This is a genomic window from Limnohabitans sp. (assembly GCF_044373035.1).
Taxonomy (GTDB): Bacteria; Pseudomonadota; Gammaproteobacteria; order Burkholderiales; family Burkholderiaceae_C; genus Limnohabitans_A.
In genome coordinates, this window is sequence record NZ_JBILQU010000049.1 from 1 (window position 1) to 19,684 (window position 19,684).

15 protein-coding genes are annotated in these 19,684 nt (G+C 61.1%); 5 read left to right on the forward strand and 10 right to left on the reverse strand.

All coding sequences use genetic code 11. The features are described from left to right. The coding region (locus ACIQ47_RS09090) for a sensor histidine kinase (protein WP_396437824.1) at window positions 1-385 on the forward strand (385 nt) is incomplete at its 5' end. A gap of 121 nt (window positions 386-506) precedes the next feature. Here ACIQ47_RS09090 and ACIQ47_RS09095 read toward each other — a convergent pair. The 3 genes from ACIQ47_RS09095 to purL are packed head-to-tail and all read right to left on the reverse strand — an operon-like array spanning window position 507 to window position 8,394. Next, complete coding sequence (locus ACIQ47_RS09095; protein WP_396437825.1) at window positions 507-893, reverse strand: cystatin domain-containing protein; 387 nt, start codon at window positions 891-893, stop codon at window positions 507-509. 10 nt (window positions 894-903) lie between these two features. After that, entirely contained in the window at window positions 904-4,302 is a 3,399-nt protein-coding gene (locus tag ACIQ47_RS09100; RefSeq protein ID WP_396437826.1) for an SNF2-related protein, read from the reverse strand. Window positions 4,303-4,314: 12 nt separating this feature from the next. After that, window positions 4,315-8,394 carry a phosphoribosylformylglycinamidine synthase gene (gene purL / locus ACIQ47_RS09105; RefSeq protein ID WP_396437827.1) on the reverse strand — a complete coding sequence of 1,360 codons (4,080 nt, stop codon included), beginning with the start codon at window positions 8,392-8,394 and terminating at the stop codon, window positions 4,315-4,317. A 233-nt stretch (window positions 8,395-8,627) separates the two neighbouring features. Here purL and ACIQ47_RS09110 point away from each other — a divergent pair, with 233 nt between their 5' ends. Next, window positions 8,628-8,909, forward strand: a complete 282-nt coding sequence (locus ACIQ47_RS09110) for a type II toxin-antitoxin system Phd/YefM family antitoxin (RefSeq protein WP_296291930.1) — start codon at window positions 8,628-8,630, stop codon at window positions 8,907-8,909. Further along, window positions 8,906-9,229 carry a type II toxin-antitoxin system RelE/ParE family toxin gene (locus tag ACIQ47_RS09115; protein WP_296291931.1) on the forward strand — a complete coding sequence of 108 codons (324 nt, stop codon included), beginning with the start codon at window positions 8,906-8,908 and terminating at the stop codon, window positions 9,227-9,229. The genes ACIQ47_RS09110 and ACIQ47_RS09115 overlap by 4 nt, the downstream gene beginning before the upstream one ends. 36 nt (window positions 9,230-9,265) lie before the next feature. On the opposite strand, the gene ACIQ47_RS09120 is transcribed toward ACIQ47_RS09115, so the two are convergent. The 3 genes from ACIQ47_RS09120 to ACIQ47_RS09130 are packed head-to-tail and all read right to left on the reverse strand — an operon-like array spanning window position 9,266 to window position 12,160. Beyond that, entirely contained in the window at window positions 9,266-10,609 is a 1,344-nt protein-coding gene (locus ACIQ47_RS09120) for an NAD(P)H-dependent oxidoreductase (RefSeq protein ID WP_396437828.1), read from the reverse strand. Beyond that, entirely contained in the window at window positions 10,606-11,478 is an 873-nt protein-coding gene (locus tag ACIQ47_RS09125; RefSeq protein ID WP_396437829.1) for a phytanoyl-CoA dioxygenase family protein, read from the reverse strand. Before ACIQ47_RS09125 ends, ACIQ47_RS09120 begins: the two co-directional genes overlap by 4 nt. Further along, window positions 11,444-12,160: a GntR family transcriptional regulator gene (locus tag ACIQ47_RS09130; protein WP_396437830.1), complete on the reverse strand. Its 717-nt coding sequence runs from the start codon at window positions 12,158-12,160 to the stop codon at window positions 11,444-11,446. Before ACIQ47_RS09130 ends, ACIQ47_RS09125 begins: the two co-directional genes overlap by 35 nt. Before the next feature lie 133 nt (window positions 12,161-12,293). On the opposite strand from ACIQ47_RS09130, the gene map reads away from it, so the two are divergent. Both map and ACIQ47_RS09140 read left to right on the forward strand, forming a co-directional pair. Then, complete coding sequence (gene map / locus ACIQ47_RS09135) at window positions 12,294-13,109, forward strand: type I methionyl aminopeptidase (RefSeq protein ID WP_396437831.1); 816 nt, start codon at window positions 12,294-12,296, stop codon at window positions 13,107-13,109. A gap of 1 nt (window position 13,110) precedes the next feature. After that, window positions 13,111-15,768, forward strand: a complete 2,658-nt coding sequence (locus ACIQ47_RS09140) for a [protein-PII] uridylyltransferase (protein ID WP_396437832.1) — start codon at window positions 13,111-13,113, stop codon at window positions 15,766-15,768. Window positions 15,769-15,803: 35 nt separating this feature from the next. Here the strand turns inward: ACIQ47_RS09140 and ACIQ47_RS09145 are convergent, their stop codons facing one another. From ACIQ47_RS09145 to ACIQ47_RS09160, 4 genes are all read right to left on the reverse strand, one after another. Continuing rightward, window positions 15,804-16,706 (reverse strand): alpha/beta fold hydrolase, encoded by a 903-nt coding sequence (locus ACIQ47_RS09145; protein ID WP_396437833.1) that lies wholly within the window; start codon window positions 16,704-16,706, stop codon window positions 15,804-15,806. 86 nt (window positions 16,707-16,792) lie between these two features. Next, window positions 16,793-17,974, reverse strand: a complete 1,182-nt coding sequence (locus ACIQ47_RS09150) for an MFS transporter (protein WP_396437834.1) — start codon at window positions 17,972-17,974, stop codon at window positions 16,793-16,795. A gap of 3 nt (window positions 17,975-17,977) precedes the next feature. After that, the gene (aroC, locus tag ACIQ47_RS09155) at window positions 17,978-19,075 is read right to left on the reverse strand and encodes a chorismate synthase (protein WP_396437835.1); all 1,098 of its coding nucleotides are present in this window, start codon (window positions 19,073-19,075) and stop codon (window positions 17,978-17,980) included. Between the two features lie 190 nt (window positions 19,076-19,265). Beyond that, the coding region (locus ACIQ47_RS09160) for a CBS domain-containing protein (protein ID WP_396437836.1) at window positions 19,266-19,684 on the reverse strand (419 nt) is incomplete at its 5' end.

The window sequence follows — 19,684 nt, forward strand, 5'->3', positions numbered from 1 at the left end:
CAACACGGAAATCGTCAAACCGATCCTGCCCAACACACCGATATGGGTGCTGGGCGATGCCGTGCAACTGTCTCAAGTCTTGTTCAATGTGGTGCGCAACGCCATGGAATCGGTCGAAAAGGTTCAGACCCGAAGCATTCGCATGGACATCCGGCAGGAAAATCGTGAAATTTTGATCGAGGTCCATGACACCGGGCCAGGCTTGTCAGCAGTGGCCGCCGAGCAAGCGGGAGACCCTTTTTACACCACCAAGATCTCGGGGCTGGGCATGGGTTTGTCGATTTCCAAGACCATCCTCGCGCAATTTGATGGGCGCTTGTCGCTGCAAAACACCGCACAAGGGGCTTGCGCTCGCATTGCCCTGCCTTTTGCACAAGTTGCTTGAGGACCGGTTGCTCAAACCTCCAACGGCATTGCTCAGGGCTCAACCCCTTGCGCGTGCGGTCAGCTGCATACACCCCAAGCATGACGGTCGTGACCCGCACCGACAGGCCTTTCAATGGGCTTCAGTCCAGCCACGCCCAAGCCTGCAGGTGATAAGCGCCATCGGGCTGACGCCAGACCTTGGCGCTTGTGTTGCGACGGGCGCCGTCCAAGGTCACTTGGATGTGCAGATCAAAGATCAGGCCTGCCGCGACTTGTTGACGGGCTTGGGTCACATCTTTGTAAAGCACCCGTGCTTTGTTCTGTACCGCATAGGTCTGCACCGCAAAGCGGGCAGCTTCTTGAACGTCGGGGCCGAAGGCATCGGCCAGTGCCCAAGCGCCCGCCACAGGTTCTGCGCTGACCGTTGACGAAGCTTGGGTTGCAGGCAAGCCTTCGGTCTTTTCGGGGCTGCAGGCCAGGAGCGAACTCAATGTCAAAGCATTGAGAAGTTGATGCAACACGCGCATGCCGATGTGCTCAACCCAGCGGCTTGAAGAGTTCGTTCAGGTCAGACTCGCCAAACAAAGGCTCTTTGCGCTGCACCGCGCCAGAGTACATGTCCTGGGCCAACTGGGCTTTGCGCTCTTGCAGGGCCAGCATCCGCTCTTCAATGGTGCCTTGGGCGACCAATTTGAGGACCCACACGTTTTGCGTTTGGCCAATGCGGTGGGCACGGTCGGTGGCTTGGTTTTCCACGGCCGGGTTCCACCAAGGGTCGTAATGGATCACCGTGTCGGCTTGCGGCAGGTTCAACCCCACGCCCCCCGCTTTCAGGCTGATGAGGAACAGCGGCACCTCGCCGCTGGTGAACCGGTCAATGATCGCGTCGCGGTTTTTGCTTTGGCCTGTGAGCTTGACCCAGGGAATGCCCAGGCGCGGCAGCTCTTGTTCGATCAGGCCGAGCATTTGGGTGAACTGCGAGAACAGCAAAATTTTGCGACCTTCGGCCACCATCTCGGGCAGCATGTCGAGCAACTGCTCGAGTTTGGCCGATTGCTGCACTTGGCTGGCCGCGCCCAATTTGAGCAGTCGCGGGTCGCAGCAAACTTGGCGCAGCTTGAGCAGCGCGTCCAGGATGGTGATCTGCGATTTGGCCAAACCTTGCGCATTCAAGGCGTCACGAACGGTTTTTTCCATGCCCAAACGGATGGTTTCGTACAGATCGGCTTGCTTGCCTTGCAGGGGCACCGGCATGAGGGTTTCGATCTTCGGTGGCAACTCGCTGGCCACCACATCCTTGGTGCGTCGCAGCATGAAGGGCGTGATGCGCTTGCGCAATTGGTCCATTTTTTCACTGTTGCCCTGGCGCTCGATGGGGTTGCGAAACAGCACACCAAAACGCTTTTGGCTGCCCAGAAAGCCTGGCATCAAAAAGTGGAAAAGGCTCCACAGCTCACCCAGGTGGTTCTCCATGGGCGTGCCCGACAAACACAGGCGGTGACGGGACGGGATGTCGCCCACGGTTTGCGCGGCATGGGTGTTGGCGTTCTTGATGTTTTGCGCTTCATCGAGCACCAGCAAATGCCAGTCGGTGGCCAGCCACAGGTCGCGGTCGCGGTGCAGCAAAGAGTACGGCGTGAGCACGATGTCAAAACCACTGAGGTCTTGCGCGGCCCCATGTCGCAACAGGCCATGGTGAATGTGGGTGCGCAGACTGGGGCAAAAGCGGGCCGCTTCGCGCTGCCAATTGCCCAGCAAGCTCAGCGGGGCCACGATCAGGGCCGGATGCGTGAGGCGACCGGCCTCTTTTTCGGTCAGGATGTGCGCCAGGGTCTGCAGGGTTTTGCCCAAGCCCATGTCGTCGGCCAAGATACCGGCCAGTTGGTGCTGCCGCAAAAACTGCAACCAGTTCAGGCCTTGCTGTTGATAAGGCCGCAAGGTCGCTTGCAAATTGGTGGGCACGCTCACCTCGGGCAAGCTTTCAAGGCCACGCATTTGCTGCAACAAATTCATCAGGCTTTGGGCACCCGCCCAGGCCACACCCTGGCCCAGCGAGGCGGCTGTGCGCAAGGCCTCCAAGCGTGACAAGCGCAGCCCATCGCCGCTCCAGTCGCGTCCGCGCTCGGAGACCAGCTCCATCAAGGTGTTCAGCCAAGGTTCGATCTTGGCGGTGGGCAACTTCACAAAGCCCTCGCCTTGCAACTCGGGCAGGTACAAAAACGGCGGCAAAGTGGCGGTCTCGCCCTCGGCGTTGCGCACGCTGATGCGGGCCAAAGCCGTCAAAATGGTGGGCACCCAGGGCAGGATGTTCAAACGCTGGCCATCGATGTCCATGCCCAGCGACAAATCAAACCAAGGGGAGGTTTCGGGCGTTTGGGCGTCGCCCGACAGGTCGATGTGCACATCGTCGGCCTCGCGCAGCCAAGTGACCTCGCCTGCTGCAAAACGCACGTCCAGGCCAGCTTGGCGAATGGGCGCAAAGTCTGTTTCCAGCCATTCCAACCACTGCTGAGACCTTTCGGGAGGCAAGCCCAGCATGTTCACTTCGAAAGCGACCATGCCCAATGCTTCCAAGGCGGTCCTGACTTTGAGTTCGCCAGGCATGTCACGCACCAGCATGCGCGCCTGCGTGCCATGACCGACCAGGACGCGTTGGGCGGTCCCGGTCCAAAAGCCGCGATGACCGGCGTAATCAAAGGTCAACTCGGCCATGAAAAGGCCGTGTGTGCCACGGTCTTGGGCATGGACAGGTGCGATGTCGAGCATGGCGCGGGCTGGGACATTCCGGATTTCGGGCGTTAGCGCGATCACGGGCGGCAGAGGCACGGGACCCAAACGCGCCATCAACTGGTTCTGAAACTTGAACACCACGCTTTCGGGCAATACGGGCGCGCTGGACATCACCTGCAGCTCGTTGGCGCTCAGGCCTTGGGTGTTCAGTAGGCCGCAGTGGCCTTGCAGCGTGTCCATGTAAAAAGGCGGCTCGTTCAGCCCATAAACCACACCCGCACGCTGGGGTTGCATGCTCAGCTTCCAGCCGGCGGGCAAGTTGTCTTGCGCAGGCACTTCTTGCCAATCGCCGACCAAAGCTTCGGCGGTCTCGCTCCATTGCAAGCTGACCGCACCTTCGGCCGACATCAGGCGGCCGGTTTGACTGCACAGCTTGAGCAGCAATTGCCCGGGCATGCCGTGCAGCTTGACCTCGCCCTGAAACCCATACGAGCTGAAGCTGCTGGCCGCCGGACAGGCTTTCATCAGGTCAAAAATGTCACGGTCCAAAGGGCTGCTGCTGGCCCAAATCGGGTCATGCGGCAAGGGCTCGTTGCTGACTTTCTTGGGCTTGCCCCACTCGCCATTGCGTTTTTGCGCGGCCCGCTTGACGCTCAGGTGGAACAAGGGCTTGTGCCCCAAATAGGCCACCGACAGCAGGTAAACAAACTGTTCTTGTGTGGCCCCGGGCAAGCTGTAAGCGGCCGGACCGTTGGCGTTTTCCAGCCGGGTCAGCCATTCACGGGCCTGGTATTCAGCGTGGCTCAGGGCCCGCTCTTTTTCCATCTGGCTGCGACGCGCCAGCACCTCAGGCGAAGGCCCGTCGCTGCCCCATTCATCCAGCAAGGCCAGACCTTGCATGGACGCCAAAATGCCCAAGGCCGCGCCGTGTTTGCAATAGCGCCCAACTGGGCAGGTGCAGCCGCTGCGCCATTCACTCAGGTTCCCGCCCGGGCTGACGCGCAGCTCGGCGTTCACGGTGTAGGGACGCACCTCGCTGCCTTCCACCTGGCCTTGCAAACGCCAGCCTTCACCATCGGGCGTGAGCTGCGAAGAAATCACTTTGTTTTGCAGGTACAGCGTGGTGCCACGCGACCACGCACCCTGGTCAAAGTAAAAGGCCAGTTGTGAAGGGGGGAACCACTGCCGTGGCGTGTCGGACTTCATGCGTTCACGGACTTAGCCCACCCACTTGCGGGCGTTTTGCCACACGCGCAACCAAGGGCTGGTGGCGGCAATGTCACCGCTCGTCCAGCTCATTTGCACATTGCGGAACACGCGCTCGGGGTGCGGCATCATGGCCGTGAAGCGCCCGTCGGCCGTGGTCACGGCCGTGAGACCGCCCGCGCTGCCGTTGGGGTTGAACGGGTACTGCTCGGTGGCTTGACCGTGGTTGTCCACAAAGCGCATCGCGCCAATGGCCTGCGCCGCATTGCCCCGGTGCTTGAAGTTGGCAAAGCCTTCGCCGTGCGCCACCGCAATCGGCAAGCGGCTGCCCGCCATGCCTTGCAAAAACAGGCTGGGCGACTCCAGCACTTCGACCATCGACAGACGCGCTTCAAAGCGCTCGCTCTGGTTGGTCGTGAAGCGCGGCCAATCTTGTGCACCGGGGATGATGTCGGCAAGTTCGGCAAACATCTGGCAGCCGTTGCACACGCCCAGACCCAAGGTGTCGGCGCGGCCAAAGAAGCCCTTGAACTGATCAGCCAGCGCTGGGTTGAAGGTGATGCTGCGCGCCCAGCCAATGCCCGCGCCGAGCGTGTCGCCGTAGCTGAAACCGCCGCAAGCCACCAGGCCCTGGAAGTCGGCCAAGTTGGCACGGCCCGATTGCAGGTCGGTCATGTGCACATCGTGCGACTCGAAGCCCGCTTTGTGGAAGGCGTAAGCCATTTCCACATGCGAGTTGACGCCCTGCTCGCGCAAGATCGCCACCTTGGGGCGCGACAGGTTCAGGAACGGCGCGGCCACGTTCTCAGCCGGGTCAAAGCTCAGCGCCACATGCATGCCGGGGTCGCTGGCCTGGCCTGCGGCGGCGTGTTCGGCATCAGCACAGGCAGGATTGTCGCGCTGCTGGCAAATCTTCCAGCTCACACTGTCCCAAACCTGATGCAGGTCTTCGAGCTTGGCCACAAACACCTCTTTGGTGTCGCGCCAGATGCTCAGTTCGCCCACGCCTTTTTGGATGGTCGATTGCACGGGGCGGGTCTTGCCGATCACATGCGTGTGCTTGGACAAGCCGTGTTCGCGCAAGGTTTGCAGCACCGCGTTGCGCTCAGCTGTGCGCACTTGCAGCACCACGCCCAGCTCTTCGTTGAAGAGCGCTTTGAGGGTGAGTTCTTCGCGGCGGGCGCTGACCTGACCCGCCCAGTTCTTGGCGTCGCCGTGGTCGGCGCGGCTGTCGGTGATGCCGTCGCCCTCCGTCACCAGCATGTCCACATTGAGCGCCACGCCCACATGGCCCGCAAAAGCCATCTCGGCCACAGCAGCCAGCACGCCGCCGTCGCTGCGGTCGTGGTAGGCCAGGATCTGTCCCTTGGCGCGCAAAGCGTTCACGGCATGGACCAAGCTGACCAAGGTTTGAGGATCATGCAGATCAGGCACGCTGTCGCCAAACTGGCCCAACACCTGGCCCAGCACGCTGCCGCCCATGCGGTTTTGGCCTTGGCCCAAGTCGATCAGCACCAGGCTGGTGTCGCCCTCTTGCGCATCGAGCTGCGGCGTGAGCGTGCCACGCACATCGGGCAAGCTGGCAAAGGCGGTGATGATCAGACTGACGGGCGAAGTGACCTTGCGGGTCTCGCCGTCGGTACTTGAATCGCCCTTCGGTACGAGCCACTGCGTGCGCATCGACAAGCTGTCTTTGCCCACGGGGATCGAGATGTCGAGCGCCGGGCACAGTTCCATGCCCACGGCCTTCACCGTTTCATAAAGGGCGGCGTCTTCGCCCGGTTCGCCGCAAGCGGCCATCCAGTTGGCGGACATCTTGACGCGAGGCAGCTCGATGGGCGCGGCCAGCAAATTGGTGATGGCCTCGGCGACGGCCATGCGGCCCGAGGCGGCGGCATTGAGCGAGGCCAGAGGGGTGCGCTCGCCCATGCTCATGGCTTCACCGGCAAAGCATGCGTAGTCGGCCAGGGTCACGGCCACATCGGCCACAGGCACTTGCCAGGGGCCAACCATCTGGTCGCGGTGCGTGAGCCCCCCCACGGCACGGTCACCGATGGTGATCAAAAATCGCTTGGACGCCACCGTGGGGTGGCTCAGCACGTCGATCACGGCTTGTTGCAAACTCACGCCGTTCAAGTCCATGGCGGGCGACTGACGCGCCACGGTGCGCACATCGCGGTGCATTTTGGGCGGCTTGCCCAGCAGCACGTCCATGGGCATGTCGACTGGGCGTAGAGCGTCGGGCGTTGAGCGTTGAGCGTCTTGGTCTTCGCGCTCAACACTGAACGCTGAACGCTGAACGCTATCTTCAAGTACCAATTGGCGCTCATCGGTCGCCACGCCGATCACCGCAAAGGGGCAGCGCTCGCGTTCGCAAAAGGCGGTGAACTGCGCCAAAGAGTCTGGCGCGATCGCCAGCACATAGCGTTCCTGGCTCTCGTTGGACCAGATTTCTTTGGGCGACAGGCCCGATTCTTCGAGCTTCACGGCACGCAGGTCAAAGCGTGCACCGCGACCGGCATCGTTGGTCAGCTCGGGAAAGGCGTTGGACAAACCACCCGCGCCCACATCGTGAATGGCAAGGATGGGGTTGTTGGCACCCTGCGCCCAGCAATGGTTGATGACCTCTTGCGCCCGGCGCTCGATCTCGGGGTTGCCGCGCTGCACCGAATCAAAATCCAGCTCGGCGGCGTTGGTGCCGGTGGCCATGGAGCTGGCCGCGCTGCCGCCCATGCCAATGCGCATGCCAGGGCCGCCCAGCTGGATCAGCAAGCTGCCCGCAGGGAATTTGATTTTTTGGGTTTGCTCGGCGTCGATCTGGCCCAGACCACCCGCAATCATGATGGGCTTGTGGTAGCCGCGCACCACACCATCCACGGTCTGTTCGTATTCGCGGAAATAGCCCAGCAAGTTGGGGCGGCCAAACTCGTTGTTGAACGCCGCGCCGCCCAGTGGGCCTTCGGTCATGATTTGCAAGGGGCTTGCGATGTGCGCGGGCTTGCCGCCCGCTTGGTCCGACATGCCGCCCCAAAGTTTGGACACGGTGAAACCGCTCAAACCCGCCTTGGGCTTGGAGCCGCGCCCGGTCGCGCCCTCGTCGCGGATCTCGCCACCGGCGCCCGTGGATGCGCCTGGGAAAGGTGAAATCGCCGTCGGGTGGTTGTGGGTTTCCACCTTCATCAGCACATGGTGCAGGGCTTGTTCAGACTGGTAAGCCGCGCCCTGCTCACCGGTTCGGGCTACAAAACGCTCCACCGTGTGGCCTTCCATCACCGAAGCGTTGTCCGAATACGCCACCACCGTGTGCTGGGGGCTGAGCTGGTGCGTGTGGCGGATCATGCCGAACAGGCTCTTGGGCTGGGCCACGCCGTCGATGGTGAACTCGGCGTTGAATATCTTGTGGCGGCAGTGCTCGCTGTTGGCCTGCGCGAACATCATCAACTCCACATCGGTGGGGTTGCGTTTGAGACCCGTGAAAGCGGTGACCAAATAATCGATTTCGTCTTCGGCCAGGGCCAGGCCCCAGGCTTTGTTGGCATCCGCCAAAGCCTTCCTTCCCATTTCAGGGCCACCGCCCAACACATTGACATGCGACATGGGCACCGGTTCCAGCGCCGTGAACAAGGCCGCCGCCTCATCGCGGCTGGGCATGGCGGATTCGGTCATGCGGTCGTGCAACACGGCCGCTACCTGGCCCAGTTGCTCGGGCGACAGCTTGGAATTGCTGAGCAAGCCAGATTTCATGGTCAAACGGTATTCCGTCAGGCGCTCCACACGGCGCAGCTCAAAACCGCAGTTGTGGGCGATGTCGGTGGCCTTGGACGCCCAAGGCGACACGGTGCCAATGCGGGGGCTGACCACGATCACCGGACCGTCCACCGGTCCAGCATAGGGCTCGCCGTAAGTCAGAAGTGCGGAAAGTGTCTGTTTTTGGGCCTCAGCCAAAGGCGTGGTCGTGGCGACCATGTGGACAAAACGGGATGAAATACCCTGTATTTGCGGCGAAATGGCGGCCAATCTTGGCAAAAGCTGGGCCATGCGAAAGTCGCTGAGGGCGCTGGCGCCTTCAAAAGTCGTGAGGTGCAGGGACACGGGGTGGCCTTGTAAAGAGACAGAAAACCGTCATTCCGGGGCCGCTGTCTGGGGCTGACCGGCAAAGGCGGTATTTTAACGGGGGAAACCCTGACAACACCCCCATGACAACAGCACTTCAAGATGTTTTGCATCCGCCCTGAACGGGCTCAAAAGAGCACAGGTCCATTAAATTGACCTTGCTTTGGTCCGAATTTGGGTATAAATTCAGACCCATACTAAATGGAGCCCACATGCAAGCCACGCAACACATCAAGTCCATTTCTTACTTGAAGAGCCATGCAGCCCAAATTGCAGAATCCCTTGACATGAATGGCACGCCTTTCATCATCACCCAAAACGGCGAAGCCAGCATGGTGGTTGAAGGCATCCAGCAATACCAGGACAAAGAAAACCTCATTGCCATGCTTAAGGTGGTGGCCATGGGCGAAAAGGACAGGTTGGACGGACAAGGTCAAAGTGTGGAAGAAGTTCGCGCATTGTTGGCACAAAAGCGCACAGAGCACAAACCGTGAGCATTGTCATCCTGCCCGATGCGCGAGAAGACTTGTTGTCGGTGCAAAGCTACATGCTCGATCGTTGGAGCGAACCACTTTGGCTCAAAGCCGAAGATGAAATTTTTCAAAAACTCTCTGAACTGGACAGTGGTTTTTTGTCCGGCACTGTCGTCCAAGCATTTGCTGACGTGGGCATTTTTGACTACAAAACAAGTGTGACATCGCACCATCGGATCTTGCACCGCAAAATCGACGACACGCTGTATGTCTACGCCATCGCAGGGCATCAACAGGATTTTCAAACCCTGTTGATGAGGCGTCTGTTGAGCCACCGATAGCGGTCTCTCCAGAAACTCGAGCCCAGCAAATCAAGCTCACCCCAGCACCGAAGTCGCCTCCATCTCGCGCCGGATTTTGTAAGCATGGGTGCTGGTGTCCATCGCCACGTCGTCCCAAGTGAGGCTTTGGCCTTTGGCCACGGGGCGCAGCACTTTCACGCCGTGCGCCAAGCCCAGGGGCACGCCGCCCATGCGTTTGGAGGTGGCCGCTGGCAGCAGCTTGCCCCAGACGGTGTAACCGCCCTCGCCGTCCAGCATGTCGCCGGGCTTCAAGTCGCGCTTGGCGGTGGCCACCACGTCGGCGTTCCAGCCGATGGCCACGCCGGTGGGTTCGTTGCGCAGGGCCACGCTGGCCACGCTGACGCCCACTTCCAGGCCAATCAGGTGCCAGCGTTTGTACAGCGTGAAGTAACGGCCCGAGGGGTCGGTGTGGGCGTTGTACTCTTCAAAACAGTTTTTGATGTAGTCGGTCTCGGCCTCCACCGTGACCCACACCCCCATGCGGATGTCGTAGGGAATTTTTCGGCCATCTGTTTCCAAGCTGGAGATGACTTCCACCATGCCCTTGCGCTCGAGCACGCCGCCTTCCGAGATCGGGCGGGTGACGTAGGGGATGTCTTCCACACTGGCCGGGGGGTAGAGCAAACCATTGCTGGGCACGCCCAAGCCCGTGGCGTTGGACACGGCGGTGCTCTCAATCGAGGGCTTGGAGCCGTCCAGAAAGCTGTTGAACATTTTGGGGTTGAGGCCCCCGCGCTCGGCCTGCTCGGGCGTGAGGCCGTAATAGCCCCACACAGTTTCTGGCGTGGATTCGCAAAAGTGCGGCAGCCATTTGTGGCCCCGGCCCGCCGCCACGACCGGAAAGCCGCAGGTGCGGGCCCAGTCCACCAGATCGCAAATGAGCGCGGGCTGGTCGCCAAAGGCCAATGAATAGACCACGCCTGCTGTTTGCGCACGGGTGGCAAGCAAGGGGCCGCAAAACGCGTCGGCTTCTACCGTGACATTGACCACATGCTTGCGGTGGGCAAACGCTTCCAGAATGTGGTCCACCGCGTGCAGGGGCGATCCGGTGCACTCGACGACCACGTCCACCGCCGGGTGACGCACCAGACTTTGCCAGTCATCACCCACATGGGTGGTGCCGTTTTTCACGGCATCGTCCAAGCTGGTGGCGGTGAGGCGCTCGGGGTTCCAGCCCACACGGGCCAGGTTGGTGCGCACGTTATCGGGCGACAAATCGGCAATGCCCACCAAATGCACGCCGGGCGTACGGGGGATCTGCGCCAAATACATGGAGCCGAATTTTCCCGCGCCGATCAGGCCGATGCGGATGGGGCGGTTTTCTGCCGCACGTTGCAGGAGTTTGGCGTGCAGGTTCATGCGGCTTCTTTCAACACATCGAGCGAGGTTTTCAAGGCGCTTTCGGGCATACCGCCTTTCCAGGGCAGGTCCACCGGGTAGCTGTTGATCAGGCAGTCGTCGGGCAGGCAGCTGATGGGCGTGAAATCGCGGTGGGCGATGTATTCGGGGCGCTTGTGGCGGCGAATGTGGTTAGACACGGCGCACAGACTCAGGTACACGCTCACCCGATTCCAGGGCGAGAGGTTGCTGGTAGAGGCGTGCACCAGGCAGCTGTGGAACAAAATCATCGAGCCTGCTGGCCCGGTGGGGCTGACGATGCCGCCGTCTTTGTCGCCGGCGCGTTGCACCAATTGGCGGATCAGGTCGTTGTCCACCGTCCACAGCGGGTAGCTGGTGGTGGACAGGTCGTGCTTGGCCTCGACCACACCTTTCTTATGGCTGCCGGGGATGAACATGAGCGGGCCGTTGAAGGGGTTCACATCGTCCAGAAAAATCGCCACGTTCATGGCGCGCTCGGTGGGCATCAGATCGTCATTGAGCCAGGTGCCGTAGTCCTGGTGCCATTGCCACACATCGCCTTCGAAAGCCATCTTGCCGTTGATCTTGAACTGGTGCATGTAAAGCGCTTCGCCAAACAGCTCTTGTACTGGCCCGATCATGCGGGGGTGGCGTGCCAGCTTGGCAAATGGCTCGCTGTACATGTGGGCTGCAAAGTTGGTGCGCACGGCTTCGCTGCCTTTTTCCCGCACGTTATAGGCCTCGCGGCGGCTGTACAGCTCGGGCACGGCATCGGTCAGGTTTTTGGTTTCTTCGGGGGTGAAAAGCCCTGGAAAAAACAAATAACCGTCACGGTCAAATTGTTCCAGTTGTTCGGGGGTCAATTTCATGGGGTGCTCCTGTTTTGAGGTTTTGAATTTGTTCAGTCAATCGGGCCGTGAGTTGCACGCTGGCCTTGTCGGCATGTTCTTGCACCAGGCGCACGGCCAAATCGGCGTCCTTTGTTGAAATCGCATGCGCAATGGCTTCGTGATCGTCCCACACGGTTTGGCGCTGCTGCGAAGATTGCAGCACGGCGCCCATGACGCGCTTGAGGTGGTGCCAGTGCAGTTCAATGCTGTGTGCGATGAGTGGGTTGCCTGATGCTTGGTAAATGGCGCGGTGAAAGGCCAGGTCGGCCTGGATCATGGCTTGCACGTCGCGTCCGCTTTCGGCCAAGCGGCCCTGGCGCATCACGCCTTCATCCAGCCGGGCACCGTGCTCGGCCGCCAGCCGCACGGCCAGCGCATCCAGGCTGCCGCGGACTTGGTAGACCTGTGCAATCCAGCCAATATCGAGCTGCGTGACACGCACGCCTCGGCCCGGCGCGTCCTCGACAAAACCGTCTTTTTTCAGCAAACGCAGGGCCTGCAACACCGGCTGGCGGGACACCGCCAGGCGCTGGGCCAAGTCTTCCTGCGTCAGACGCTCGCCCGGCGGCAAGGTTCCTTCGCTGATGGCGTCAAGCAAACGGCTGTACACCTGTTCAACCAGGTCCGGGGCCGCAGTGAGTTGTAAAAGGGATGAAGTCATTACTGTATACAGAATACAATCTATCCAACCAATGATGAATTGGTGTTTACCCATGGGCCTGTGGACAAGCGAAGCCGATGGTTTTCAAGCACCCTCATGGCGAGCGCAATGCCCCAATGGGATAATCGATCGCATGACCATCACCATTAAAAATGCCGACGACATCGCTGCGATGCGCGTGGCAGGCCGCCTGGCCTCGGAAGTTCTGGACTTCATCACCCCTTATGTGAAGCCCGGCGTCACCACCAACGAACTCGACAAGCTCTGCCACGACTACATCGTCGATGTGCAGCAAGCCATTCCAGCCCCGCTGAACTACGCGCCTGGGGGCTACAAGCCCTACCCCAAGTCGATCTGCACCTCGGTCAACCACCAGGTTTGCCACGGCATCCCGAACGACAAGCCTCTCAAAAAAGGCGACTCGGTGAACATCGACATCACCGTCATCAAGAACGGCTGGCATGGCGACACCAGCCGCATGTTCCATGTCGGCGAAGCCTCAATTGCGGCCAAGCGCCTGGCCACGCTGACCTACGACGCCATGTGGAAAGGCATTGATCAGGTCAAACCTGGCGCCCACTTGGGCGACATCGGCCACGCGATCCAGAAATTTGCCGAAGGCCATGGTTTTTCAGTGGTGCGTGAGTTTTGCGGCCACGGCATAGGCCGCGTGTTCCACGAAGAACCGCAAGTGCTGCACTACGGCAAGCCCGGCACCCTGACCGAATTGGTGGCGGGCATGGTCTTCACCATCGAGCCCATGATCAACGCCGGCAAGCGCGACATCAAGGAAATGGGCGACGGCTGGACCATTGTGACCAAAGACCATTCGCTGTCGGCCCAATGGGAGCACACGGTGCTGGTCACCGAAACCGGCTACGAAGTGCTCACCGTCTCGGTTGGCACACCCGCCGTGCCCCCTTTTGTGACCGCCTCAGTCACGGCCTGACATGAGCGGCCAGGTCCCCTCGCCAGATTGGACCGATCCGGCCGATCTGATGGCGCTGCGCGAGACTTACAAGCGCGACAAGTCGGCCGTGATTCAGGTCTTGGCCAACAGCGGCTCGGCCGTCAGGGGCCTCAAGCAAACCCTCAAACAAATGGCCATCCTGGCCGATGGCTTGCTGATCCAGTTGTGGCAAAACGCGGGCTTTGCCCCTGAGCTGGCGCTGGTGGCGGTGGGCGGTTTTGGCCGCGCTGAGTTGTTCCCGCACTCCGACGTGGACGTGCTGGTCTTGCTGCCCCCTGGCCAAACCCCGGAGAGCGATCCAGCCCTGCAGGCGCAACTTGAGCGCTTCATTGGCAGCTGCTGGGACACGGGCCTGGAAATTGGCTCCAGCGTGCGCAGCCTGGACGAGTGCCTGGCCGAATCGGCCAAAGACATCACGGTGCAGACCTCGTTGCTGGAGTCTCGCCGGGTGACGGGCAACACCAAACTGTTCATCGAATTCCAAAAGCAATTTCAGGCGGCCATGGACCCGCAGGCTTTTTTGGTGGCCAAGACCCTGGAAATGCACCAGCGCCACACCAAGTTTGACAACACCCCTTACGCCCTGGAGCCCAACTGCAAAGAGTCGCCCGGCGGCTTGCGCGACCTGCAGATGATTTTGTGGGTGGCCCGCGCCGCAGGGCTGGGCCACAGCTGGGACGAGTTGGCGCGCAAAGGCCTGGCCACGCCGCTGGAAGCGCGTCAAATCAAGCGCAACGAAGCCCTGCTGGGCCTGATCCGCGCCCGCTTGCACCTGCAAGCCAAAAGGCGTGAAGACCGGCTGGTGTTTGACCTGCAAACCAATGTGGCCGAGACCTTTGGCTATGCCTCGGACATCACGCCCGAGGGTCGGCTGGCCTTGCGCGCCAGTGAAAAACTGATGCGCCAATACTATTGGGCTGCCAAAGCCGTGACGCAGCTCAACCAAATTTTGCTGCTCAACATCGAAGACCGACTCAAAACCGAGCGCGGCGAAAGCATTGACCATTTGCGCCCCTTGAACGAGCGCTTTTTTGAAAAAGCCGGGCTGATCGAAGTGGCCAGCGATGACCTGTACCAAAAACACCCGCACGCCATCCTCGAAACCTTTTTGCTTTATCAGGCCACGCCCGGCCTCAAGGGGCTGTCGGCCCGCACGCTGCGTGCGCTGTACAACGTGCGCGCCATCATGAACGGGCGCTTTCGCGCCGACCCGGTCAATCGGCAGACGTTTATGCAGATCCTGCAGCAGCCCCAGGGCATCACGCATGCCATGCGTCTGATGAACGAGACCTCGGTGCTCGGGCGCTACCTGTGGGTGTTCCGGCGCATCGTGGGTCAAATGCAGCACGACCTGTTCCATGCCTACACGGTGGACCAGCACATCCTGATGGTGCTGCGCAATGTACGGCGCTTTTTCATGGCCGAGCACACGCACGAATACCCCTTTTGCTCGCAATTGGCCAGTGGCTGGGACAAGCCCTGGATTTTGTACGCCGCAGCCCTGTTCCACGACATCGCCAAAGGCCGGGGAGGCGACCACTCGCAACTGGGCTGTGCCGAAGTGCGCACCTTTTGCCGTCAGCACCAGGTTGGCAAGGAAGACGGGCAGCTGATCGAGTTCCTGGTCAGTGAACACCTGACCATGAGCCGCGTGGCGCAGAAAGAAGACCTGGGCAACCCCGAAGTCATCGCTCGTTTTGCCCAGCGCGTGGGCAACGAGCGCCGTTTGACGGCCCTTTACCTGCTCACCGTGGCCGATATCCGGGGCACCAGTCCCAAGGTTTGGAACGCCTGGAAAGCCAAGCTGCTGGAAGACCTGTACAAATCGTGCTTGCGCGTGCTCGGTGGCCGCGCCCCCGATGCCACTGCCGAGGTGCAAGCGCGCAAACGCGAAGCCCTGATCGAGCTGGCCCGCCAGGCCCAGCCCCACGAAGGGCACAAGGCACTGTGGGACACGCTGGACCTGAGCTATTTCATGCGCCACGATGCCTCGGACATCGCCTGGCATGCGCGCCAGCTCTCACGCCATGTGGCCATGAACACGCCAGAACAGTCACGCACCATCGTGCGTGCCAGGCACTCCCCGGTCGGAGAGGGTTTGCAGGTCCTGGTGTTCACACCCGATCAAACGGATTTGTTCGCCCGCATCTGCGGACACTTTGACCAAGCGGGCTTCAGCATCCTGGACGCCAAAATCCACACCACGCGCACCGGTTGGGCGCTGGACACCTTCCAGATCGTCACGCCTATGCTGCCCGAGCATTACCGCGAGCTGATGAGCATGGTCGAGTCGGGTCTGACGCAGACCCTGGAAAAGCAGGCCCCCCTGCCCTCGCCGTCTCGCGGCCGGGTCTCGCGGCGCGTCAAGAGTTTCCCGGTCACGCCCCGGGTGACGCTGAACCCGGACGAGCAAGGCCAAAAATGGCTGCTCAGCATCTCGGCCAGCGACCGCATCGGCTTGCTCTACAGCGTCGCCCGCGTGCTGGCCCAGCATGGCATCTACCTGCATCTGGCCAAGATCAGCACCCTGGGCGAGCGGGTCGAAGACACCTTCCTCATCAGCGGCCCGGCCTTGCAGCACAACCGTGCGCAAATCGAGATCGAAACCGAATTGCTGCAAGCCTTGCAGCCCGCCTGAGGCCCGCTTTCATTTGCCGTCCCCACCCGCCTGATTTAAATCTTGGGCTCAGGGCTCAGGACTTCAAGCAAAGCCGCATTGAAAAGCGCCGCGGCTTCATACTGCACCCAATGACCTGCTCTCGGCACGACTTGCCAGTCTCCCCAGCAATTGGCCATCAGGGGCAATGCCGCAGCCAACTCTGGCAAGCGCCCTCGGTACAGGGCGTCGTGTTCGCCAAATATGGCGCTGACCCGGGCTTTCACCTGTGGCAAAACCCGCGCCACGATGTCGGTCGATGACAAGCGCCGGCGGGGCATGCGGTCGCGCTGGACATTGGTGCTGTGCAAACGCAGCGCCAGTTCGTCCAACGCCTCGGGGGCCAGCAACATCAGCGCCAAAAGGTTGTGGCGGTGAACAGCCTCTTGCGCCTCGGGGCTTTGCAGGTGCCGCCAACCCTTCAAAGGCGTGCGATCGGGCGCCGCCAGGCCCATGCCAGGTGCGCCCACCAGCACCAATTGCGCCGCATCTTGGGGGTGCTCGGCCAACCACAAGGCCCCAGCCATGCCTCCGAATGAAAAACCCGCCACGCTCACCGGCCCGGCACAAAGACCAGCGCCTTGCAACTGGTGCAAGCCTGCATGCAAATGCGCAGGCAAGTCGTTCACATCGGTGCAGCCCGCAGGCAGATCGGAGTCGCCAAAGCCCGGCAAGTCGGGCACCAGCACGCGCCAACCCGCATCGCGCAGCGGTGCAACGCAAAGCACCCAGTGCGTCCAGCTGCCACTGCCGCCATGAAGCAAGATCAGCGTTGGCGCAGCGACAGACCCCCACGCGTGCCAGACCATTCGGGCTGAATGGCAAGAGGTCTCGAGGCGCTCGGCCCCGGCCAAAGCCAAGGCCAATTCGGGGGGTAAAAAGTCAGGCAAGACGGCGACAGAGATGGCTTGGGATGGCATCAATAACTGGACGAAGGTGTTGAACAAAGGACTGGAAGCACACGCAAAACCGGGCAAAAAAAAGGGTGGCAGACAGCCCAGCCGATTCAGCCGGGCACCTTGGGCTTGGGGTGCTGCAACCGCCAGACCTTGTAAGCCGCCGCGGTGGCCACAGTGCTGGTCACCATGCTGGCCACAAACACGCTTTGCAAACCCCACCGCTCACTGAGCAACCCACCCAGCAAGGCCCCAATCACCCCCGGAAAACCATAGGCCGCCACGGTGTACAAAGCTTGGCCACGGCCGCGCAAGCGGCCCGGAAAATGGTGTGAAATCAGGGCAATGCAGACGGTGTGGTGCGTTGCAAAAGTGATGGCATGCAGGGTTTGCGCCAACAGCAAGACCCACAGCACATCAGCCCAGTTGGCTGTCATGCCCATGCGCAGCAGCATGACGGCAGAGCAGGCCACCAGCCAGCCGGTCAAGGACACGCGCGGTAACCACGTGGACTGATTGAAAAACCACAACACTTCGACCGCCACCGACAGCGCCCACAGCACGCCGATCATGGTTTTGCTGTAACCCAAAGAGTCCAGGTAAAGCGAGAAGAAAACATAAATACCAATGTGCGAGAGCACATGGAAAAAAGTAGCCGCAAAAAACCATTGCACCGCCTTTTGCCTCAGCACGGGCATGACCGACACATGCTCGCGCACCGATTGGGCGGCTTCCTTGATGTCGGGCATCCACCACACGCTCAGCAGCACCGCGCCCAGGCTGAACACGGTCCAACCGGGAAAGTGCTTCATCCCGAAAGCCTCGAACCAAGCCCCGGCCACAAACACCGTGATCAAAAATCCCATGGAACCCCAAAGCCTTATGCGGCCGTAGCGCTTGGAGTCAAACGCGCCGTTTTGGCTGACCAGGTGCGCCATCGCCGCCTCGCTCATGGGCATCATGGCGCTGGTGTGGGTGAACATGAGCAGCAGCACCAGCCCCAGACCCAGTGGACCCCAATCCCAAAACAGCAGCCAGGACGTGGCAAACGCCACCCCCGCGCCGATGCGCAGCAGCTTGACCCGTTCACCCGTGCGGTCGCTGATGGCCCCCCAGGCATAGGGCGCAAACAAGCGGGTGGTGGCCTGCACGGCCGTGAGAACGCTGATGGTGAGCAAGCTCAGGCCCATGTCTTGCAACCACAGCGGCAAATAAGGGTTGAAAAACCCGATGTGCGCGAAATAACTGGCCGACAGCGCGGCAAAAGGCATGAGCTGACGGCGTGGCGTCATGCCTCAAGGCTTGGCAGCAGCAATAGGCGGCAAGTCGTGTGCCACATCACCGCACTGTGCGCGGTGTTGCAAAGCGTGCTCCATGACCACCAAGGCCAGCATGGCCTCGGCAATCGGGGTGGCACGGATGCCCACACACGGGTCGTGACGACCTTTGGTGAGGACTTCTGTCGGCTGGCCATTGGCGTCAATCGAATCGCGGGCGATCAGGATGGAGCTGGTGGGTTTCACGGCAATCGACACCTCGATGTCTTGCCCGGTGCTGATGCCGCCCAGCACGCCGCCCGAGTTGTTGCCCACAAAGCCCTCGGGCGTGAGCGCGTCGCCCGCTGTGCTGCCCTTTTGTGTGACGCAGCCAAAGCCCGCGCCAATTTCCACGCCTTTGACAGCGTTGATGCCCATCATGGCGTAAGCGATGTCGGCATCGATCTTGTCAAACAGCGGCTGGCCCAAGCCCACGGGCACGCCCCGAGCCACCACGCGCAAGCGCGCACCACACGAATCGCCCGACTTGCGCAGCGCGTTCATGTAGTCCTCCAGCGCCGACACATCGGCCACCGGGGCAAAAAACGGGTTGTTATGGACATGGTCCCAGCTCTCAAAGCCAATCGGCATATCGCCAATCTGGCTCATGCAGCCCACGAACGTGGTGCCAAACTGTTCTTTGAGCCACTTCTTGGCCACCGCCCCGGCTGCCACCATGGGGGCCGTCAAGCGGGCCGACGAGCGGCCGCCGCCCCGTGGGTCGCGCAGGCCGTATTTGCGCCAGTAGGTGTAATCGGCATGGCCGGGACGGAAGGTCTGCAGGATGTCGCCATAGTCCTTGCTGCGCTGGTCGGTGTTGTGGATCAGCAGGCAAATCGGGGTGCCGGTGGTGAGGCCTTGGTACACGCCCGAGAGGATTTGCACCGCATCGGGCTCATTGCGCTGGGTGACGAATTTGCTGGTGCCCGGGCGGCGACGGTCGAGGTCGGGTTGGATGTCGGCCTCGCTCAAAGGCATGCCCGGCGGACAGCCGTCGATCACGCAGCCAATGGCTGGGCCGTGGGATTCACCAAAGTTGGTGACCGAGAAAAGTTGTCCGAAGGTATTGCCGCTCATGGGTGGCTATTATTCCAGAGCCGACCCTTGCCTTGGCTGCGCAGGCCTCTATGGGCATTGGATGGCCAGATGATTGACACTTGCCCAGTAAAGCGGGCATGGTCATCACGTTCGGTTGGGCTCGGTTTTTCGCACTGGGTCGAGGCAGATCCATCACCCCATGCTCGTGATGCCGGGGTGGCTGAACGGATCAGGTGGGGGCCGTGTTGCTTTCTTGATCGGGCCAATCACGGATGTACGCCTTGAGCATCTTGTTTTCAAAGTCCTGGCTGTCCACCACGGCTTTGGCCACATCGTAAAAACTGATCACACCCATCAGCATTTGGTCATCCATGACCGGCATGTAACGGGCATGGTGCTCCAGCATGAGGCGGCGCACCTCGTCCAGATCGGTGTCACTGCTGCAAGTCATCGGCTGGGCGTCCATGGCACCCTGCACCGTGGTCTGGCCCACTTGACCGCCATTTTTGACCACTTGCTGGATCACCTCGCGAAACGTCAGCATGCCCACCAGTTGTCCATGGGACATGACCACCAAAGAGCCGATGTCTTTTTCGGCCATGGCATTGAGAGCGGAGGCCAACAGTTCATCGGGCTTGACCGTGAACA